This window comes from Gimesia aquarii (genome assembly GCF_007748175.1).
Classification (GTDB): Bacteria; Planctomycetota; Planctomycetia; order Planctomycetales; family Planctomycetaceae; genus Gimesia; species Gimesia aquarii_A.
The window spans coordinates 2,820,228-2,841,278 of record NZ_CP037422.1 but is presented as its reverse complement, the minus strand read 5'-3'; the positions used below and the strand labels follow the sequence as shown (position 1 = coordinate 2,841,278).

The window sequence follows — 21,051 nt, the reverse complement described above, 5'->3', positions numbered from 1 at the left end:
CAGGTTTTCTGCTTTGTCAGTTCTGGCAATGTTTGATCACTCAATTTATTTTCAGTCGTTCAACTGAAAAGGGCAGGTTTTACATTAATTCCTGGCCGTTTGATGATCGAATGCTGTCCGAAGAAGATTTCAGTAGAAAAGCTGCCATTCGAAAATGACTATTTCTCTCACTAACGGGGTAGTGCTGTGAAAAGCTCTGTCAACTTGTTCGTAATCGTACTCGTGGTAGCAGCCGGGATTTCCGGTTGTCAAAAACTCAATTTGAGTCCATCAGACTGGCTGCATCCTGCCAGCCTGCGCTCGCAGAGCCCTGATGAGGAAACCTCTGAGATAGAAGACTTTGTTGAGACCAAAGTGGAGACTCCCTTCATCGGAGATTACACACAAATTACCGGTAAAAACCTGATTGCCCTGGAAGGGGTTGGTCTGGTCACTGGATTGAAAGGGACAGGCGGTAATCCTCCTCCTTCGGTTCATCGTGAAGCATTACTTAGAGAAATGCGTCGTCGGAATGTGAAAAATCCAAACCACATCTTGCGAAGTCCTTCGACGGCACTCGTTATCGTGAAAGCATATTTACCTCCTTTGATTCGAAAAGGAGAAAAGTTTGATGTCGAAGTTTATCTGCCTGGAAATAGTGAAGCAACCAGTCTGGAAGGGGGCTGGTTAATGGAATCCTATCTGGCAGAACAGGCGATGATTCAAGGCCGTGGTCTTTTGAAAGGTCACATTCTTGCCAAGGCGCGGGGTTCTATTTTAATTCCTCCGATCTCAAATGAAGACCGTAAAAAAGCGGTCGCTGGGATCTTGCGCCGTGGTCGCATCCTCGCAGGGGGAGTATCGGTCACAGAAGACCGAAATCTGGCTTTATACCTGCGTAATGACTTCAAGAGTATTCGAAATGCCATGCGTATTGCCGATCGAATTGGAGGACGTTTTCACCACTTTGATCGATACGGAATTGAGGAACCTCTGGCCGAAGCGAAGACTGATAAAAAAGTGGTGCTGAAACTGAAACCTCGTTACAAGCACAATGATTCACGATATTTGCAAGTCGTACGAAAAATTGCATTTCGGGAAACGGACGTAGCACAACGGGTGCGGATGCAAAGGCTCACAGAAGAAATCAAAATTCCGGAGCTGTCGGAAAGAGCCGCGATTCAATTGGAAGCGATTGGTAAAAAATCGATTCCCATTCTCAAAGCTGCGTTAAAAAGCCCCTTGTTAGAAGTTCGTTTTCATGCGGCTGTCGCCTTGGCCTACCTGGATGATGGATCAGGCCTTAAAGATCTGGCAGAGGCTGCCAGAGAGGAACCTGCGTTTCGTGTGTATGCGTTAGCAGCAATGTCTGCTATTGATGAACCAGAGGCACACATTTATTTACGTGAATTGATGAGTATGACCAGCGCAGAAACCCGTTATGGCGCATTTCGCGCGCTCTGGACACTGGATAAAAATGATCCATTCATTCGCGGAGAAGACATGAATGGGCAATTCATGTTGCATGTTTTACAAACGGAATTAGAGACGCCGTCTCAAGACGATCCAAATCAAAAAGAGGGGGCTCCGAAGAATGGTGGTCCCATGGTTCATATCACTCATCGAAAACATCCCGAAGTCGTACTCTTTGGTTCTCAACAGGAGTTTCGAGTTCCTATCGCTGTACGAGCGGGTGACGTGTTAATTACAGGTGCTCCTGGTGTCGATCAATTGATTGTTAGTAAGTACGCTGTTGGTGAGAAAGACCAACGGAAGAAAGTATCTAAAAACATTGCCGTTGTGATTCGTACAGCAGTAGAAATGGGAGCTAGTTATCCCGATATTGCTCAAATGATCTTACAGGCGCATCAACAGGGGAATATCGAAGGGCAAGTCGAAATTGATGCTTTACCGGAAGGTGGTCGCCTCTATTATCGTCCCGTTGAAGAAAATGCTCTCATGGCTTTGAAGTCAGGTGAAATGAAATCTTCAAAATCTAAAAAGAAAAAGAGCGCCCGCGTAGGTAACGAGAATATGGTTCCCAACATATTTCATTCTGGAGCCCCTCGGAAAAAGACAAGCTCGAAATCATCTTCTGACTCTTCAGAAATAGGAGAAGTGACTTTGTCTGATTCACGAAAGTCCAAGTCTTCAGACGATGACGGAAAATTCATCAAACAGAGTGCATTTAAAGACTGGTTTCGGTATTTCAACAAATAATCTCTTTGAGAACTCAATTCAAGATCTGTTACTTTTGATTCCTGTTTGTCGATTCGAAGTCAGGCACCCATCGTCTGTTTTTACGTGTAAGGTTAAGTGATGCTGAAGTCATTGGAACTGTTCGGCTTTAAGAGTTTTGCCGACCGGACCATATTTGAATTTTCGGATGGCATCACTTGCGTTGTTGGTCCTAACGGGAGTGGTAAGAGCAATGTTGTAGATGGTATTAAGTGGGTTCTGGGAGACCAGAGTCCCAAAAGCCTGCGCGGCAAGGACATGACCGATGTCATCTTTAATGGTTCAAAAGGTCGTAAGGCGAATGCCTATGCGGAAGCCACTTTGACCTTTCACAACCAAGATGGTTTTCTGGATATTGATGCGCAGGAAGTGCATATCGGCCGCAGGTTATGGAAAAACGGCGATTCAGAATATCTGCTTAATCGAAATCCGGTACGACTCAAAGATATCCGTGATTTATTCATGGGGACCGGTGCGGCGACGTCTGCTTACAGTATTATTGAACAGGGGCGTGTTGATCAGATTTTACAAGCAAACGCGGCAACGCGCCGTGTTGTATTTGAAGAAGCTGCCGGCATCAGTCGCTATAAATCGAGAAAGATTGACGCTGAACGAAAGTTGGAACGAGTTGGCCAGAATATACTCAGGCTCACAGATATTGTCGATGAGGTAGAAGCACAGCTGAACTCAACTCGAAGCCAGGCTTCAAAAGCAGCGAAATACCGCGAAGCTTCCACCGAGCTTCGCAAGTTATGGATGGGGATGGCAGCAGATGACTGGCGACACCTGACTACAAAGCAATCTTCCATTCAGGAAAGAATCGATGAGAATCAAAAACGTCTCGATGAACTGAACGTCGAATATCAAACGTACGAAGACAAACTGTCTGCGATAGATTTAGAGATTGCAGAAATTGAAGATCAAGTAAGAACGGTTGAGAAAAAACTTGCTTCACATCGAGAAGGGATTGCAGGAAATCAAACATCGATAGAACACCAACTCGAACGTAAACAGGAATTTGAAGCCGAAATAATTCGGTTACGTAAACAGAGAATCCTGATGGCGAAAAGAACATCGGAGATTCAAAATGATCTGGAAGCCGTTACGAATGAAAAAAACAAGTCTGAATCTGAGTTTCAGCTTCAACGTCAGAATCTGGAAGAAATTCATGCAAAAATCATAGCTGTGACCGAAGAATTGGATGCGGCCAATGAACAAGTTCAACAAAAACAACAGCTTGTTCATGAGCTGACCAAGCAGTCTCTGGCTTTGGATAACAAACTCTTTTCTGTAAAGACACAACTGGAGACATTCAATACTTCAAGCCTGAAGTCAAATGAGAAACGCTTGCAACTGGAAGCCAAAATTCAGGAAGCACAATCTGAGGTTGAGCAATGCGAGGTTCAATTTCGAATTGCTGGAGAAAAAGTCGCTGAGTTTGCACAATGCCTGTCAGAAGTAGATGAAAAACAACAGTCTTTCTTAAGCGAGCAAGATCAAAAAACACAACAACTCTCAGATCTTCGTGAAAAGCGTAGTGCGTATCAGGCACGCAGGAGTGTCTTAGAAGACCTTGAACGTCGGCAAGAGGGAATCAGTATCGGTGTCAAGGAAATTTTGAATCGTGCACAGACTTCAAACCATTCGCCGTGGAACACGATTCTTGGCAGCGTTGCTGATCTTTTGGATGTAGATTTGGAACAAGCGGCTCTCTTGGAAGTTGCCTTGGGAATTCGGTCTCAATTATTAGTGATCAAAGAGTTTGAGCCACTCTACCAGTTTTTGAAAGAAGGGAAATATTCTATTTCTGGCCGGGTTGGGTTTATTACCCAGCCTTCTCTAAAAAATGAGAATGATCAGCCAATGTCAGCTGTGAATGGGTTTTCTATAGAAGGAAATGCCACAAATACCGAGTCTTTTCATACGGAACCAAATCAGTTCATTTCAGATTTATCATCACATCGTGGTGTGATTTATCGTGCCGATCAGTTAGTTAATCTCACAGAAGAAAACAAATTACTTGCCCAGATACTGTTGGCTGATACGTGGATTGTTGACTCATTAGAAACAGCGGTAAATCTGTCACGAACTGAAGGGCACAATTGCCGGTTTGTCACACTTCAAGGTGAATTGATCGAAGAAAATCAATCTGTTTTTGTTGGCGCAGTACGTAGCGAGTCGGCGCTATTCACTCGTAGGAGCGAATTGCGAAAACTGAAAAACGATTTGATTCGAATTGATCGGACGCTAAGCGATAATGAGTCTGCTCTCAAAAAATTAGATGAGTTACTGTCGACCGTTGATTCAGAACGAAGTTCCTGGCAAGAAAAAATGCAAGAAGCGTCAGAAACGCTCTCTACGGAAAAGGCGGCGAAAGCAGCAGCCACACATAATCTGGCGCAGTTAAACGAGGAGTTAATGACTGTTCGAAATGATCTGGAAGACCTGAAAAGCCACACTCTGAAGTTACATTCCGAATCAGAAGCAGTGTTATTTGAGAAGCAAACGACAGAAGAAAAACTGGAAAATTTGAACTCATTGATTCAGCAGGATGAATCCCTTTTACTAAATAAGCAGTGCGAAGTTCAGGAGCTCAAAGAACAGCAAAATTCAAGACAGTTGGAATTAGCAACGCATGAAGAACGGTTAACCGGGTTGGAGCAACGTTTTGGTCGTTTAAGGTTGGAGTTTGAACAACGACAACAACAACAGGAAGAATCCAATCGTCGTTATGAATTATCACTGGAAAAAAACTCACAAATTAAACTGCATATTTTAAATACTCGTGCTAATTTGGATGAACAGTTTTTATTACAGGATGTATTACAAGAGCAGGCGAGTAATCTCATCTCACTACGTGAGCAAAAACGACAACTCAAAAAGCAGTTAAGTTCTGAAGAAGCAACAGTTCGCAAAGAGCGGCGTGAACTGAGTGAAAAGAAACACGAAGAAGAAATCAAGACCCGAGATATCGAACATCAAATCAGTTCTCTAAGTGACCGAATCGAAGAAGAATATCAACTCTCATTAGAAGAGATCGTTACTTCGGGAGAGTCAGTTCTAAAGCAATACCTGGAAGAGGAAACCGAGAAAAATACAAAGCAGAGTGATTCTATACCCGAACTTGACAATCAGTCTGAACCTCTTGCTTTGCAAAGTGAGGTCGAGCAACAGTCGAGTGCTGATGAAATCAATGAACAGGTCGAGATTGAACTCGTTGAACAGGAGAGAGAATCTATTCAACTCGGTTTTAATATCGATCTCTATCTCGAAATTCGACCGGAAATCGAAACGCAGGTTAATCGTCTCCGACGCAAAATAAAAATGATGGGTAGTATTAACTCAGATAGCCTTAAAGATCTGGATGAACTGGAATGCCGTTTTGACTACATGAAGTCACAGCTGGATGATTTGGACGAAGCAAAGTCTTCTTTAGAAGAAATTATTCGTCGAATCAATGCGGAAAGCAGGCGTTTATTCGTAGATACTTTTGAAGTAATTCGTGTCCATTTTCAAGAAATCTTTCGCAAGCTGTTTGGAGGAGGCGAAGCCGATATCATTCTGGAAGATCCGGAAGATATTCTGGAGTGTGGAATTGAAATCGTAGCTCGCCCTCCGGGAAAAGAGTTACGAGGGTTGACATTGCTGAGTGGTGGTGAAAAAACATTAACGGCAGTCGCGCTTTTAATGTCGATTTTCCGTAGTCGTCCCAGTCCATTCTGTATTTTGGACGAAGTGGACGCTGCTTTGGATGAAGCGAATGTCGAGCGTTATGCCGGGCTGATTGACGACTTCAAAGAAACAACGCAGTTCATTATGATCACGCATAATAAGCGGTCTATGACTGTTGGAAATGTTCTCTATGGAGTTACAATGGAGCAATCGGGAGTTTCCAAGCGGATGTCAGTACGATTTGACGACATCACTGAAGATGGAAACTTCAAGCAGTCAAATTCGTCTGATAGTGATTCAGAGGCGGCTTGAGGAACGTAAATCTGAAAGCCTGCCTGTCGTTGGAAGACCGAATTTTCACCAGAGATTCAGTTGAGGTTTCGATGTCTGATTTTACCCATTTCGATGAAGATGGTGCCAGCCGGATGGTAGACGTCGGTGCCAAAGCAATCACCGCTCGTATGGCTGTTGCAGAATCCTTTGTCACAATGAAACCTGAAACACAAAAGCGTATTTTGGACCGACGGGTTTCTAAAGGAGATGTGCTGGAAATTGCCCGGATTGCAGGAATTATGGCAACTAAAAAAACGGCAGACCTGATTCCTTTGTGTCACCCCCTGAGTATTAACAGTGTGTGTCTTGATTTTGAAGCTCTGAATGAAACAACAATTCGTATTGAATCCACTGTGAAAATTGATGGTAAAACCGGTGTGGAAATGGAAGCATTGACCGCAGTCAGCGTGGCGGCATTAACAGTTTACGATATGTGCAAAGCCATCGATCGTGCCATGAGCTTGGGCCCCACTCAACTTGTTGAAAAATCAGGTGGAAAAAGCGGTCACTATATCAGGAAAAAAGGCTGATTTTCTGGGGCCATACAGGTCTGGTTTCCTCTATTTAATATGGATACCAGCTGATTTGTTCCCAGAATTCAAGAAAGATTGATTTCGACTTATGAAATCATACAGGTGGCGCCCTGTTTGCATTCCTATCTGCCGGTAGAATGCTTACAATGACTCGGCTTAGTGATCTGATCTTACAGTTCATATGTTCCGTGTTTTTTAAAAATAACCGAGTTCCAGTTTAAAGCTGGGATATCGATTCGAGATTGTGGTGAGGCTGTAATGGGGGACCATCTTACGACGCATGACCTGTTGGCACGTGTCGAAGAATTAATAGGCGATGAGCTGGAACAGGCAGAACGCGTTTTTTTAAACGAAGTCAATTCGAAGCACCCCTATGTCCATGATGTTTTACAGCACATTACTCGTTTTCAGGGAAAGCGACTACGCCCGATTTTGTTGCTGCTTTCTGCTGCCGCTTCAGGGGGAATCAAAGAGAGCCACTTTGTACTTGCCTCTGTAGTAGAAATGATTCATTTGGCAACTCTGGTGCATGATGATGTACTGGACGACGCATTGATCCGCCGTCATGTCGCAACTGTCAATGCGCGTTGGAACAATGAGACGAGCGTACTGGTCGGTGATTTTCTCTTCACACACGCGTTTCACCTTACTGCCAGCCTGGGAGATGCTCGTGCGTGTCGTTTGATTGGTCGAGCTACCAATCTGGTTTGTGAAGGCGAATTAGCGCAGATTTACGAACGTGGCAACCTGGATCTTTCAGAATCGCAATATTTGGAAATCATCAATGGGAAAACGGCCGAGCTTTGTGCGATTAGTACTCAACTAGGAGCCATGTATTCTGACGCCGATGAAAAAATGATTCAGGCAATGGATGACTACGGTCGTGCGTTAGGAGTTGCTTTCCAGATCACCGATGATTTACTGGATTTACTCGGTACGGAAGAACAAATGGGCAAGTCTCTCGGGTCGGATTTACAAAAGGAAAAACTCACGCTTCCCTTAATTCGGCTCCTGAGTCAAAGTCGTCAAGAGGATCAAATTGCAATTCAGGAAATTCTCTCTCAACCAGATCAACAAACTAAATCAAAGCTCGATCAATTTATTAAAAATAGTGATGCCATCGAGTATGCAGCAAATCGTGCCCGCGATTTCGCAATCAAGGCCAGGGAATCTCTCAAAGGGTGTCCCCCTTCACAAGCCAAACAGATTCTTGAAGAACTAACAGAATTTGCTATCCAGAGATCGATTTAATATCATCGAAGTAACTACACTTCAGGATCGACTTGATCGCTGGTGAACAGCAGGGTGTTATTAAGAGAACAGCTTTATTATGAATCGGATTAAGAGGCTAGAGAACATTGTTTAGCAATCCAATATTTATTCGGGAAGCATTGACTTCTCCTCGCCAGCTTCGTCATTACCTGATTCGTTCTGGATATGTCGCAGCCGTGTTCATCTTGATTTTCACAGCGGGTCAAACGATCTTGGGAACTCAGCAAATTCAAACCGTTACTATTGGAGAATTTGCGCGCCTGGGAAATTTGATTTTCCAAATAATCGCATTTCTCCAATTACTACTCGTTCTGTTTTTTACGCTATTATTTTCGGCAGGAAGTATTGCGCAGGAAAAAGACCGCGGCACACTCATTCTATTGTTAATGACTGAGCTCAAAGACCGTGAGCTTGTGAGTGGAAAAATCCAGTCCAGTCTGCTCATTGTTTATGTGTTGCTTGCTGCCTCTATACCGGTCTGTATTTTCTTGTATTTGATGGGAGGGGTTGAGTTATCACAGATCATCTGGATGGAACTGTTATGTTTGATGACTGTTTTTGCGACCGGTAGTTGGGCTGGATTGGTAGCATTTTGGAGAGAAAAAACATTCCAGACCTTGGCAATCAGTGTGTTAGGCATGGTCGTTTTTTTGGGAGTCGTGGAACTGGTCGTCAGTTTGATTGGTCCGCAATTTGGAGGACGCGCCTGGATTGCCGGATTGAACCCATTTCGTTCTCTCTATGAAATCTTGAACCCTCTTTCTCTCAATTCTGGATTGCAAGTGATCACAGTCAGTGCCTGGCCATCATTCGTCAGTTTATTTGTGTTGGGTATTGCTCTGAAGGCTTATACAATTCTTCGTTTGCGTGTTTGGAACCCTTCACGTTCGGTGTATAAGTCAACGGCTAAGGAGGAGACGGAAGAAGCAGTCATCATAAAAGAAAAGTCGCGTTCCATCTGGTCAAATCCAGTGATTTGGCGGGAAATCATGACGAAAGCTTATGGTAGAAAAGTTTTCGTGATTAAATTGGCATATGTTCTTCTCGCTGGATTCACTCTCTGGTCTGCCTCAACTTCGAATGCTGCTGCGGAGGGAGTTCTCTATTTGGGCGTGATTCCTCCACAGGGACTTGCTTTTGCTGGGATTGCCTGGTTGAGCCTGATGCTCATGAATACTCAGGCGGTCACCTCGATTACTTCAGAAAAAGACAGTAAGACATTAGAACTGTTATTGGTTACGGATATCTCTGCCAAAGAGTTTGTGTTAGGGAAGTTAGGTGGGATTTTCTATAACAGTAAAGAAATTATCTTCATTCCAACACTCATTTTATTATATCTGGTCTTTCAAGGCGTTTTTTCGTTGGAAGGATTTCTATGCACGCTCCTGGGCTTTTTCGCGTTGATGGTTTTTGCGATTGTACTTGGTTTACATATGGGGCTTACTTATGATAATAGCCGTTCTGCTATCGGCGGTAGTTTGGGGACTCTGTTTTTCCTATTTGTTGGAATCGCTATTTTTATGATTCTCCTGGTTCAAGCGCGTTCTTCATTTGCTCTACAGCTTCAGAGTTTTTTGGTCTTTATCGTGGTTGGAAGTGCGGCGTTGCATTCCGTTATGACTCATAGAAACCCATCCCACGCATTAGCGATTTCAGCCTGGCTGCTTCCCTTCCTGACTTTTTATGCGATTACTTCATTTTTACTGGGGGGGACTCTGGGAGTTCTGATCACGATTCTATTTGCGTACGGGCTTCCCGTTCTTTCCATGTATATTCCGGCAGTTTCTGAATTTGATGTTGCCTTGGGAAAAACCACTTTTGATAAGGGTTAGAGTGGTCACTCCTGAATCATGATGATCGCATTTATTGATACCGTCGCAATCTGGTTTCCAGGATCATTAGCGTTATTCGCTTTGATATGTGCTTCCGGTTTTTTTTCTGGGAGTGAGACGGCGATCTTTTATCTTTCGCGAGATGAACTCAGACAGTTCAGCAGAGGTAAGCCTAGTGAGCAGATTGTCGCGACATTGGCCTCTGATGCAGACCGGTTATTGACAGCTGTCCTGTTTTGGAATCTATTGATCAATCTGTCATATTTTGCGGTCGCAGGTGTGATTGCCAAAAGGCTGGCCGATGCTGGAATGACGGCAGCCGCAGGTTTTTTCAGCGTGGGCAGTCTACTGGCAATTATTCTGTTTGGTGAAGTGCTTCCCAAAAGCCTTTCGATTGTCTTTCGTAAAAGAATTGCAGTCAGCGTAAGCTGGCCTTTAGCCATTTCAGTTCGACTACTCGACCCAGTAATTCCCTTATTACAAAATATTAGCAAATTAGTGCGGCGAACCTTTTGGCCAAAAATCGAGAAAGAGCCCTATTTACATTCTGACGATTTGGAACGTGCCGTGGATGCTTCAGGAGCCAGCGAAGAAGTGATCCGCCATGAACGACAAATTCTGCACAACATTTTAGATCTTTCAGAAATGTTAGTAGAAGAAGCGATGCGTCCCAGAGGAACCTATTTCACGTTTAATGCCCCTCTGAAACTGGATGACTTGAGGAAAATTACACCCAATACAGATTACATTATTTTACGAAAAAGCGAGAACGATTCGGATGAAATTGATCGCATTATTTCTCTTTCCGACTTATCTTCGTTTACAGAAAAGACGCTGAATCAGAATTCACAAAAGATCATACATGTGCCCTGGTGTGCAAATCTTTCTGATGTCTTTTCAAGATTTCAGACGGAAAACTGTCGCTTTGCTTCAGTCGTTGATGAATACGGAGAGACGATTGGCATCGTGACTTTCGAAGATATTATTGACACGATTGTCTCACCAGAACCAAGCCGGGCAAAACGAATTTTGCAACGTGAGCCAGTTCGTGAAGTGCAACCGGGGGTTTTTCATATCGAGGGAATCACAACGCTGCGCTACCTTTGTCGTAAATTACAACAGGATTACGAAATCGCTGACGATGGATTATTAACGGTTGCTGGAATGTTTCATGAGAAACTGGAACGCATTCCGGAGGTTGGAGATCTTTGTGATTGGCAGGGGTTCCAGTTGGAAGTGATTGAAGTTCGTAAACTGGGGCATTTGATTGCCGAACTCAAAGAGGCAGAGCCAGTCAATGAAAATATAGTAGAAGAGTAGTGTTGTTTTATTTTCGGTGTTGAGTGAGCAGGGGATTCAATAGACTCTCCGCAGTCTCAAACACTTTCATGTTGGCCACGGCCTCATGTTTGGGCTGTGGTAGATCGATAATTCCACTCTTGAGCAATTGGTTGCTTTCTCCCGCTTCGCTTTCAATACCAGCGGCAACATTGCCTGCAATTTGTTCCATGCGCTGACCGATACGATCAATGCCTGATAAAGCAGTATGCATCGCAGATGTGACAGAAGAAATTGCCATCAAGGCACTCCGGGTTTTTGACAGCTTCAGATAGAATCGAATTAAGCTGATCTATAGAGAAGATTCCAACTATTACCAGCCTTCTTCCTTATATATAGCTTTTCATCGGAAGCTTGACGGCAGGCAAACAGGTAAGAGCGAATCAAAAGGAAGAAGGCCTCAAATTCGGTAAGTTGAGAGAGGTTATCCCGTATATTCTGGAAATAACAATAAAACCGATTTTACTTTTTCCACATGCCGGACCATAAATAAAAGGCGATGAAGGGCACACTGATTGTCGCTAACATAAAATTCCAAGGCCATGTTTGCGGGAAAACATTATTTTTCAAAACAAATTGGTCGATTAAGATCGCACCACAAAAGGCCCAGCCACAAAAAATGAACGCTAGCTGTTTCTTCTCTTTTAGTTCTTCCGGAGATAATTCAGGCTTGCCTCGAGAGGGCTTAGACGGTTTCGTTTTTTTCTCTGGCTTTGGTTTTGAAGAAGATTTCTTCACTGGTTCATCGACAGAGTCCGCTTTGGTTTCCTGATTTCTGTCATCTACTTGCGCTGCCGCTGCATAATATTCAGCAATTCCCTGGCTGATTGATCGAGGAGTCGCCAAAACCCAGCGAGATGGAACCTGGTACCGTAAACGCAGTTCGTCTTCTAAGTCATGCGTAGGCTGATCAGCACAGGCTACCAGTAAGACATCGTCGTCAATGAATAATGGCAGAATGGTATTTCGTTTTGCGACCTGTTGTGGTAACTGATCCAGAATTGTTTCGTCAGGAATGGTTTCTTCTAAATCAATATAAGGTACGCCTTGTGAACGTGCGAGTGCCTGTGTTGCCACTTCTGCATTGACAAAGCGCATTTGGACAGCCGCATCACGAACTGACAAACCACGTTTCTCTGCAAATTCGACTAACTCATTCGCTTGCGCTTTATCGATGTGGCCTTGTTCTACGAGGATCTTTTCAACCAGTAGAGGGCCCGTTGATTCCTCCTCATCAAATTCACGTCCCAGACTTTCGTCATACTCTCTTTTGCGTTCCGGGTCTGTCAGACAGAGCATGGCCTTGGCTAGCTCATTCAGCAATTCTTGAGATTCGTTTGAATATTTTCCTGAAGCATATTTTCGTACGTGCGAATTTAACTTTTTATAGTGTGCACGAATTTTTTCTTCATCATCTTCAAATTTGACTAATCGCAGTAAATCATAATGATGTGGAGGTCGGTCCCCTTCTGGTATGCCCAGCCAATCCTTATAAACATCAATTGCCACCTGAGAGAACTCCTTGCTCTTGGATCAAGAACTATTTTATAGAACAACCAACAAATCCTGATGTCTTTTTTTAGATGCGATCAATCGCCAATCAATGTGGTATTATTCGACCATGTAGTCTTTGGCCAGAATTTCGAATCGGTCAACGCCTTCTTTATCCAGTCCGGAATCTCGAACAATTTCGGTGGCAGCTTCGTTATTCCCCGTCAGTTCCCTAGCTGAGGCATGAATTCGTCCATTGGCATCATATCGATACGTCACTTCCACAGGAGATCCCTTGGGAAGATTAGCGGGCAGATTTAAGATACGGAAATCGCCAATAGTAGAACAGGCATCAGGATCACTGGCATCTCCTTCGAGAATGACGACATGAATCCGTTGCTGATTTTCTGATGTCGTTACGAATTTCTGGCTGACACTTGTGGGAATCTCGGTATTGCGTTTAATCATTATATGATTGATTTTACGAGTCCGATCGTTGGGATCTGTAATTTTTACGCCCAGTGAATGTGAGTTAACATCAGCCGTGCTGACATTGCGCAATCGTTTAATAACCGTTTGTGCCATGCGGCTCTCACCACCGGTTGCCCGCGCTTCAAGAATTGCAGCGTGTATCGCTGCACCCTGAGCAACGGCTTCTTCCGGGTTCATACTGCGTGAAGGCTCTCTACCACACACATTTTTCAACATTTCTTCCACAACAGGCATCAGTGTAGAACCACCCACAAGCACAACATCGTCCAGTTGTCCTTTTTCAACTCCCGCCTGTTGCATCACCAGCTCCGTAGTGTCACGGGTTCTCTGTAGCAAATCTGCTGTCATCCGTTCAAAGTCACCACGCGTTAATGCAACCGTTAAAGTGTTGCCTTTGTGATAAATCGATACAGGAGTTTGCGCTTTTTGGCTTAATTCACGTTTTGCGTCTTCACATTCCTGGACACAGGTCCGCATCGTAACCGGATCTTCTCGAGGGTCACTGTCAAATTTCTTTTTGAACTGCTCAGCGACATGATCAACAATGCGCTGGCTCCAATCGAGCCCCCCGAGCATCACATCACCATCAGTTGCCAGAACACGGAATTGAGTTGGTGAGTAACGCACAATTGTCACATCAAACGTACCACCACCCAAGTCATACACCAGAATAGTTCGCTCACCCGATGGCATCGCATCGGGATTTCCTAATTCATCTCGTTTCCACGCATAAGCCAGTGTTGCCGCAGTAGGCTCATTGATAATATCAATCACGTTCAAGCCAGCAATTCGTCCAGCGTCCTGAGTTGCTTTACGTCGAACATCGTTAAAGTAATAGGGAACTGTGATGACAGCATTAGCGATCGGGCCGATTTCTTTCTCTGCATCCTGCTTCATCTTCTTCAGAATCAAGGCAGAAAGAAACTCAGCTGTCAGCTTCTTTTCCTGGTAGACGACATAAAAGTTATCATCTCCCATATGCCTTTTAACAGCTTCGATAATGCGGGATGGGTCATCTTCAATAGCGGTTCGTTCAAATGAAGGACCAACCACAACACGGCCTTCCTCGCCCAGCAAAACCACAGAAGGCGTAATCGATCGTCCATCGGTGTTTTTTAAGGAGATGGGCTGCCCTTCACTGTCAAGTTGGGCAATGGCTGAATACGTCGTTCCCAAATCAACGCCAACAGTAAGACCTTCAACAAACTTCATAGTATTACCTTAATTTCATTGACCTAGCAGGTTCATCATGGATCAGGACACGAGAGCGGAACAGAGGAAATCAGTAAAAAAGACAGGAGAATTCCTTTCCATTTCACGTGACTCCAAAATTAAACTTCGGATTACCGACTCATTGGTAACCGGCTTAATTCACCTATTCTGCCACTGATGTGATGGGGAATCAAGGACTTGGTTGGTGGGAAACTGAAAACTGACAAAGTCTTAATGATTTCAGCCTTCTTGAAGTGGTTCTATTCTGGGCATAAATTCAGTGTCGCATGGGGGCATTATATTCAGAACAATTGCTACATTCTTACTAAACTTAGTAAGAGATAAGAGGCCATAATGGTTTAAAACGTGCTTAGCCAAATAAAATAGCTTGGCGTTCTGATCCCTGCTTTTGAGGGCTTCATTGCTTCAGTAGCCAGAAATCGTGTGAGGGTTGGCTCTCAGACTATTTCACTCTACAATCTTATGCCATTATGAGAGTTTTGTTTCTCAGCAAAACCTAGTTCTGTTTTATGCCAACTCAACTGAGCTGGGGTAAATGACAGGTAAATACATGCTTATTGCGTTTTATCTGTTTTGAATGGAAGAGTTGACGAATTTCAGTCTATAAACACAAACCAAAACAAGTTCAGCAAATTTTAAACCGGAAATAACCCTCGGATGAATCAACCATCTCCAACAATAGATGTCCAAGAGGCAATCAAAACGACTCATGCTGCTGTTGCCGAAAAACAGCTTTCTGAGTCTGCTTTTACAAACTTACAACGCTGGCTTACTGAACCTCAGTATGCTTCTTATTTGCCATCCCTTCTCAGGCTGATTGAAGCAGAAGACTTTGGTACTTTGGATACTTACTTTTGGGAAGTGATTCCGTTTGGGACCGGAGGCCGACGTGGATTGATGAGCGATCTGGGCTCAGCCACGATAAACGAAAGAACCATCGCTGAATCGGCTCACGGGTTGGCGGCTTACTTCAAGAATTATTCGGGTTCCGATACGGGTAACGCAGCCATTGCTCATGATTCTCGTATCAACTCAGAACGATTTGCTCGAATCGCTGCGAGTGTGATCGCAGCCCATGGTTTGACAGTTCACTTTTTCAAAACACCTCGTTCTACACCAGAGCTTTCGTTTGCGGTCAGACACCTCAGCTGTGATGTCGGGGCGATGATTACCGCATCGCATAATCCCCCTTCTGATAATGGATTTAAAGCTTACTGGTCAACAGGAGCACAAGTTCTACCCCCACACGATCAAGGTATTATTGATGAAGTGTATCAAGCGACCAAAATCCCGATCATTGACTTCGATCAAGCCGTGGAGCAAGGTTTAATCAAGATTATTGATGAAGATGTTGCCAGCGAATATCGAAACGCCGTGATTTCACACAGTCACTCGACTTCGAGAGACCTTCAAGGGCTATTTACTCCGCTGCATGGAGTGGGGGAAACGTCTGTATTTCAGGTGTTACAACAGGCAGGCTTTGAAAAAATTACGCGCTTTGAGTCCCAGTGCGAGCAAAACGGCAATTTTCCCAATGTTCCCGACCAATTGCCTAACCCGGAACGGACTGAGGTCTATCAACCGGCGATCGAACTAGCCGGACAAATCGATTCAGAAATCATTCTAGCCAGTGACCCCGATGCCGATCGGTTGGGAGTATGTGCTAAAAATAATGCTGGGGAATTCATTCATCTGACGGGAAATCAAATCGGTGCTTTACTGGCCGATTATATTCTCCGAAAGCGTCAGGAAAAACAAACACTCACACCTGAGCATTTTGTCGTAGAAACAATCGTCACGACCCCCTTAATTGCGGCCATTACACGAAAAGCAAATGTTCGTATCATCAATAACCTGCTGGTTGGATTTAAGTACATTGCCCAAACGATGGATGAAGAAGGTCCAGAGGGATTCGTCTTTGGTACGGAAGAGTCTCTGGGATATCTGGCTGGGGAGTATTGCAGGGACAAAGATGCAGCGATCGCGGCACTTTGGGTTTGCGAGCTGCTGGCAGAATTGAAAAGCAAGTCAAAGACTTTATTTGACCGCCTGGATGAGCTGTATATTGAACATGGATACCATCTGGAAGGACAGGTTTCGAAGACATGTAAAGGATCAGAGGGAAATCAACAAATCAAAGAATTGATGAAAGCATTTCGGCAGACTCCTCCGCAAAAACTGGGAAATCTTACATTTACTCGTGTAAGAGACTATCAAAACCTTGAAATTCGCTCATTGCCGGAAAATACCCCCTCTGAGACCTTTTCTAAACCAGAGGGAAATGTTCTGATGTTTGAAGCGAAAGGCGAAGGATTGCCTCTAACTGTACAACTGGGTGTGCGCCCTTCGGGTACGGAGCCTAAGATTAAATTCTATTATTTTGCACAGGTAGAGGTGTCGGATCCTGATCAGCTCGCAAAAACAAAAAGCGAGGCTTTATCAACCATTGAATCTTTTAAAGAGGCTTTGATGGGCTGGATCGACAAGACTCTGGAAACTAGTTAGTAAATTTACCAGATACTATCGAAGGAATTTTTTCGGCCGAATCACTATTCTTAGATTGTGACGAGTCGAGATGAAACTAAAATGATAAATATGGTTGATTTCGTTGTATGAGAACGAGATTAGTCAGTTTTCCTCACAGAAATAATCATCAAGTGAAAGCAGCAATGCACTCTGACCAACTCAAAGTTGAGCAGTTTTATATCTGTCTGCTCCCACCTACCTCTATATCATCAGTGATAACAATTGAATCTAGTATTATCAGTTTTCAGGCAACATCATGACGAAACAGCGTATCGGGATTTGGATCATTGGAGCATGGGGTGGTGTCTCAACAACCGCCGCCGTTGGTTTATCAGCACTTCAGAAAGGTACAACAGGTGCGAGTGGGCTCGTCTCAGAAAACCCTTTTTTTGAGAAGTTGAATTTGGCAAAATGGGATCAGTTTGTCATTGGCGGTCATGAAATTCGTGACACATCTTTTGTTGACGCTGCCAAACATTTCAGCGAAACATCCGGTGTATTTCATCCTGCTTTATTGCAGTCAGTCGAATCAGAATTGAAGGCATTCGATCAAAATGTAAAACCAGGAACACTCATCCATGTCGGGGATACGATTAGATCCCTGGCCGGTAATTCGGTGAAACAGTACGATCAGGAAACTTTGCAAGACACGATTTCACGTTTGTCAGCTGATATTTCTGAATTCCAGCAAAAGCACGATCTGGCACATGTCATTGTTGTCAATCTGGCTTCGACAGAACCTCCCGTCGAGGAGTCTGCAAAGACACTCAGTCTGGATGAATTAAAACAAGCACTGGCGTCGGCAGAAACGTCTCCGGTTCCCGCCAGCACGCTTTATGCCATCGCTGCGATGCATGCTGGCTGTTCACATATCAACTTCACACCTTCAGCAGGCACCGACTTGCCAGCTTTGGTTGAATTGGCTGAAGAGAAGAATGTGTTGCATGCGGGACGCGATGGAAAGACGGGAGAAACATTGATGAAAAGTGTTCTCGCGCCGATGTTTGCACACCGTAATTTGAACGTGATGAGTTGGGTGGGGCACAATATTTTCGGAAATCTGGATGGCAAAGTCCTTGATGATCCAGTCAATAAATCAAACAAAGTTCACTCCAAAGATCATCTATTGACAGAAATTCTTGGTTATAAACCACAGACACTGGTGTCGATTGAATATATCGAATCCATGGGAGACTGGAAAACTGCCTGGGATCATATTCACTTTCAAGGATTCCTGGATACTAAAATGTCGCTGCAATTTACCTGGCAAGGAACAGATTCAATTCTCGCAGCGCCTTTAGTGCTCGATTTAGTACGGTTTACTGAGCGTGAATGGCGTCGCGGAGATCGATCTGGGGTCATGTCACATTTAAGTTCGTTCTTTAAAAGCCCCATGCAGGCAACCACACCAGAATTCGAACGTCAATACCAGCAACTTGAGGAATGGGCTAACAAAGTTTCCGAAGAATCTCAATCATCATGAAAAAGTGGCTTACGTATTTTCAACTGATGCGGCTACCCGCTGTATTTACAGCGATGTCCGATATTCTTCTTGGCTACCTACTGACACATAACTCATTTGAGCTTCCCATTCAATTTGCCTTGTTGGTTGTCGCTTCAGCCAGCTTGTATCTGTCAGGTATGGTCTTCAACGATGTGTTCGATCGCAAAGTCGATACAGAAGAAAGACCTTCACGCCCTATTCCTTCTGGACGGATTTCGACACAGCATGCGGCAGTTCTGGGAGGGTTGCTGATGTTGGCGGGGGTCGGAGCTGCACAGACGGTAGGGAAACAGAGCCTGATTGTTGCCAGCCTGTTGGTTGTCGCCATTCTGGGCTACGATAGCATATTGAAACGAACAATCCTCGGTCCACTCGTGATGGGACTTTGTCGATTTCTAAATGTCATGTTAGGCGCCAGTGCTGTTGCGCGAGAGATTAATCTCTGGGTCAAACCTCAATTGCGAATCGCCGCCATTTTAGGATTATACGTTGTCGGCCTTACCTGGTTTGCAAGAATGGAAGCAAAAAACAGTCATCGCGGGCACTTGCTCGGTGGTACACTGGTTATTAATTCGGGGCTGGCAGCACTGGTGTGGATGATTGCAACTTATCCCTGGCCACGTGAACTTAATTTGACAATGCTACTGACAGCGGTGGGAGTGGTTGTGTTGACAATCAATCGTCGTCTGATACAAGCAATATTGAGTCCAGTTCCTCAAAATGTTCAAATCGCTGTCAAGACGATGCTCTATTCTTACGTGATGTTGAACGCAATCATTGTTTTTGTCTGGACTGCCAATCCACAGTACGCAATTCTCACGGCTGCATTGCTGATTCCTACGATCGTACTTTCTCGATGGATGTCAGTCACTTAGCCCGACTGCCAGTGAATTACATGGCAGGTTGAAAGCCCATAACCTGATAGCGTGCTAGTTCCAATGTGTCCGCGAGCTTGATAGCGCTGATCGCTTCGTATGAAAGCATGACTTTTCGTGCGCCGAGAGAGTCTGGCTTATCGCGTTCAAATAACACAATTCCACTTGAAAGTAAAAAATTCTGAAAAGGAATCGATTCTTGGAACGTAGTCACAACGATTCCCTGTTTGGGGATACTTTCCGGCCAATTCTCCAATATGGAACGCCAACCTTCTGCACTTTGCATTTGATCTCTCTTTAATTTGTGGTTGATGATAGAACAGCTTCTCAACGCGAAAGATAAGGTTTCGTCATTAATTGAGCAAGAGGAACCTTTAAAGAACTTGAGTGTCTTTAGTTTTTAGAGAGAGCCTGTATGATTCAACAGCATGCGCCGTGCATGTGTTTTGACATGGATGAGACTTTTTCAGAAAATCATTTTCCTTGAACGACAAACTTAAAACAGCGGCATTACCATTTGGCGAATTTGTGGCAATGATGGCACTGATGCAGTCGTTGGTGGCTTTGTCAATTGATGCGATGCTGCCTGCATTAACCGAAATTGGTCAGGACCTGGGTGCAAAAGAAGTCAATGATAGTCAGTTGATTGTCACAATTTTGTTTTTGGGATTGGCTTTTGGGCAGGGAATTTATGGGCCTTCGTCGGATACAACGGGTCGAAAGCCAGCAATTTATTTGGGCTTCAGTCTGTTTCTGACAGGATGTTTGTGCTCTCTATTTTCAACAGACCTCATAGTCATGCTCAGTGGACGGTTTCTACAGGGGCTGGGGCTGGCAGCACCAAGATGTGTGATTGTGGCAATTGTCCGCGACCAATATGAAGGCCCGGCAATGGCCCGGGTGCTCTCGTTTGTGATGACGATTTTTATTTTTGTGCCTGCGATTGCACCGGCTTTGGGACAAGGGATTTTATTCGTGGCACACTGGCGGGCTATCTTTGCTGCATTGTTATCTTGTGGAATTCTGACATTGATCTGGTTCGCATCAAGGTTGCCAGAGACCCTGGCAGTCGATCGTCAGATCCCATTTACCTTTGCGCGAATCAAACAAGGAATTTTTGAAGTCTGTTCTCATCGAGTTTCTTTGGGATATACGATCTCGCTGGGTTTGATTTCCAGTGCGTTTCTGGGGTATTTGAGTTCGGCTCAACTGATTTTTCAAAAGCAATATCAATTAGGGACGATGTTTCCACTTTATTTTGCGATTCTAGCTCTCTGCATCGGCAGTGCCTCCTTTCTAAATGGAAGACTTGTCATGCGTTTTGGGATGCAGAACCTGTCGCGTTGGTCTAAGCGTTTTTCCACGACAATCTCTCTGGTCTTTTTTCTATATGTCATTTCTATGGCAGGGCATCCTCCGCTATGGTCACTTATGCTCTACATGATGATAATTCTGTTTTGCTTTGGTATTATGTATGGAAATTTAAATGCAATGGCTATGGAACCTCTTGGGCATATTGCCGGAATGGGAGCCGCTGTGACAGGAGCAATCTCAACTTTAATTTCCGTACCCTGCGGTATACTCATCGGACACAGTTATAATGGTACCGTGATCCCTGTCATTAGTGGGTTTGCCATCTCGGGCGTACTCATTGTGTGCGTGATGCACTGGGTAGAATCAACAACGCATTCATGAGATTTTTTCTATTGATTCTGTCCTAATAATTTTAAAAT

General features: G+C 44.3%; 14 protein-coding genes. 10 read left to right on the top strand and 4 right to left on the bottom strand.

Going from position 1 to position 21,051, the window contains the following annotated elements:
- Positions 1-186 precede the first annotated feature (186 nt).
- The 6 genes from V202x_RS11165 to V202x_RS11140 all read left to right on the top strand — a co-directional run bounded on the left by V202x_RS11165 (position 187) and on the right by V202x_RS11140 (position 11,179).
- Positions 187-2,199: a flagellar basal body P-ring protein FlgI gene (locus V202x_RS11165; protein ID WP_145174377.1), complete on the top strand. Its 2,013-nt coding sequence runs from the start codon at positions 187-189 to the stop codon at positions 2,197-2,199.
- Positions 2,200-2,298: 99 nt separating this feature from the next.
- Positions 2,299-6,201, top strand: a complete 3,903-nt coding sequence (gene smc, locus V202x_RS11160) for a chromosome segregation protein SMC (RefSeq protein ID WP_145174374.1) — start codon at positions 2,299-2,301, stop codon at positions 6,199-6,201.
- A 71-nt stretch (positions 6,202-6,272) separates the two neighbouring features.
- Complete coding sequence (moaC, locus tag V202x_RS11155) at positions 6,273-6,752, top strand: cyclic pyranopterin monophosphate synthase MoaC (protein WP_145174371.1); 480 nt, start codon at positions 6,273-6,275, stop codon at positions 6,750-6,752.
- Between the two features lie 261 nt (positions 6,753-7,013).
- Positions 7,014-8,006 (top strand): polyprenyl synthetase family protein, encoded by a 993-nt coding sequence (locus tag V202x_RS11150; RefSeq protein ID WP_144989034.1) that lies wholly within the window; start codon positions 7,014-7,016, stop codon positions 8,004-8,006.
- A 107-nt stretch (positions 8,007-8,113) separates the two neighbouring features.
- Positions 8,114-9,859, top strand: coding sequence for an ABC transporter permease (locus V202x_RS11145; protein WP_145174368.1), 1,746 nt, complete (start codon positions 8,114-8,116; stop codon positions 9,857-9,859).
- Positions 9,860-9,877: 18 nt separating this feature from the next.
- The gene (locus tag V202x_RS11140; protein ID WP_145174365.1) at positions 9,878-11,179 is read left to right on the top strand and encodes a hemolysin family protein; all 1,302 of its coding nucleotides are present in this window, start codon (positions 9,878-9,880) and stop codon (positions 11,177-11,179) included.
- Positions 11,180-11,186: 7 nt separating this feature from the next.
- Here the strand turns inward: V202x_RS11140 and V202x_RS11135 are convergent, their stop codons facing one another.
- From V202x_RS11135 to V202x_RS11125, 3 genes are all read right to left on the bottom strand, one after another.
- Positions 11,187-11,438 carry a hypothetical protein gene (locus V202x_RS11135; protein ID WP_145174362.1) on the bottom strand — a complete coding sequence of 84 codons (252 nt, stop codon included), beginning with the start codon at positions 11,436-11,438 and terminating at the stop codon, positions 11,187-11,189.
- A gap of 221 nt (positions 11,439-11,659) precedes the next feature.
- Positions 11,660-12,706 carry a general secretion pathway protein GspE gene (locus V202x_RS11130; protein WP_145174359.1) on the bottom strand — a complete coding sequence of 349 codons (1,047 nt, stop codon included), beginning with the start codon at positions 12,704-12,706 and terminating at the stop codon, positions 11,660-11,662.
- A 102-nt stretch (positions 12,707-12,808) separates the two neighbouring features.
- Positions 12,809-14,392 carry an Hsp70 family protein gene (locus V202x_RS11125; RefSeq protein WP_145174356.1) on the bottom strand — a complete coding sequence of 528 codons (1,584 nt, stop codon included), beginning with the start codon at positions 14,390-14,392 and terminating at the stop codon, positions 12,809-12,811.
- Between the two features lie 678 nt (positions 14,393-15,070).
- Here V202x_RS11125 and V202x_RS11120 point away from each other — a divergent pair.
- From V202x_RS11120 to V202x_RS11110, 3 genes are all read left to right on the top strand, one after another.
- Positions 15,071-16,918, top strand: coding sequence for a phospho-sugar mutase (locus V202x_RS11120; RefSeq protein WP_145174353.1), 1,848 nt, complete (start codon positions 15,071-15,073; stop codon positions 16,916-16,918).
- Positions 16,919-17,195: 277 nt separating this feature from the next.
- Positions 17,196-18,422 (top strand): inositol-3-phosphate synthase, encoded by a 1,227-nt coding sequence (locus tag V202x_RS11115; protein WP_145174350.1) that lies wholly within the window; start codon positions 17,196-17,198, stop codon positions 18,420-18,422.
- Positions 18,419-19,318, top strand: a complete 900-nt coding sequence (locus tag V202x_RS11110; RefSeq protein WP_145174347.1) for a UbiA family prenyltransferase — start codon at positions 18,419-18,421, stop codon at positions 19,316-19,318. Before V202x_RS11115 ends, V202x_RS11110 begins: the two co-directional genes overlap by 4 nt.
- Before the next feature lie 16 nt (positions 19,319-19,334).
- Here the strand turns inward: V202x_RS11110 and V202x_RS11105 are convergent, their stop codons facing one another.
- Positions 19,335-19,604 (bottom strand): hypothetical protein, encoded by a 270-nt coding sequence (locus V202x_RS11105; protein WP_145174344.1) that lies wholly within the window; start codon positions 19,602-19,604, stop codon positions 19,335-19,337.
- A 248-nt stretch (positions 19,605-19,852) separates the two neighbouring features.
- Between V202x_RS11105 and V202x_RS11100 the strand changes: the two genes are divergently transcribed.
- A complete protein-coding gene (locus V202x_RS11100) occupies positions 19,853-21,013 on the top strand; it encodes a multidrug effflux MFS transporter (RefSeq protein ID WP_145180538.1) in 1,161 nt (386 codons plus the stop codon).
- Positions 21,014-21,051: the final 38 nt, after the last annotated feature.

Bases quoted from the DNA above. Each gene is read 5' to 3' on its own strand.
- smc (WP_145174374.1), top strand. From the start codon at position 2,299: ATGCTGAAGTCATTGGAACTGTTCGGCTTTAAGAGTTTTGCCGACCGG.
- moaC (WP_145174371.1), top strand. From the start codon at position 6,273: ATGTCTGATTTTACCCATTTCGATGAAGATGGTGCCAGCCGGATGGTA.
- V202x_RS11150 (WP_144989034.1), top strand. From the start codon at position 7,014: ATGGGGGACCATCTTACGACGCATGACCTGTTGGCACGTGTCGAAGAA.
- V202x_RS11140 (WP_145174365.1), top strand. From the start codon at position 9,878: ATGATGATCGCATTTATTGATACCGTCGCAATCTGGTTTCCAGGATCA.
- V202x_RS11135 (WP_145174362.1), bottom strand. From the start codon at position 11,438: ATGGCAATTTCTTCTGTCACATCTGCGATGCATACTGCTTTATCAGGC.
- V202x_RS11125 (WP_145174356.1), bottom strand. From the start codon at position 14,392: ATGAAGTTTGTTGAAGGTCTTACTGTTGGCGTTGATTTGGGAACGACG.
- V202x_RS11120 (WP_145174353.1), top strand. From the start codon at position 15,071: ATGAATCAACCATCTCCAACAATAGATGTCCAAGAGGCAATCAAAACG.
- V202x_RS11115 (WP_145174350.1), top strand. From the start codon at position 17,196: ATGACGAAACAGCGTATCGGGATTTGGATCATTGGAGCATGGGGTGGT.
- V202x_RS11110 (WP_145174347.1), top strand. From the start codon at position 18,419: ATGAAAAAGTGGCTTACGTATTTTCAACTGATGCGGCTACCCGCTGTA.
- V202x_RS11105 (WP_145174344.1), bottom strand. From the start codon at position 19,604: ATGCAAAGTGCAGAAGGTTGGCGTTCCATATTGGAGAATTGGCCGGAA.
- V202x_RS11100 (WP_145180538.1), top strand. From the start codon at position 19,853: ATGATGGCACTGATGCAGTCGTTGGTGGCTTTGTCAATTGATGCGATG.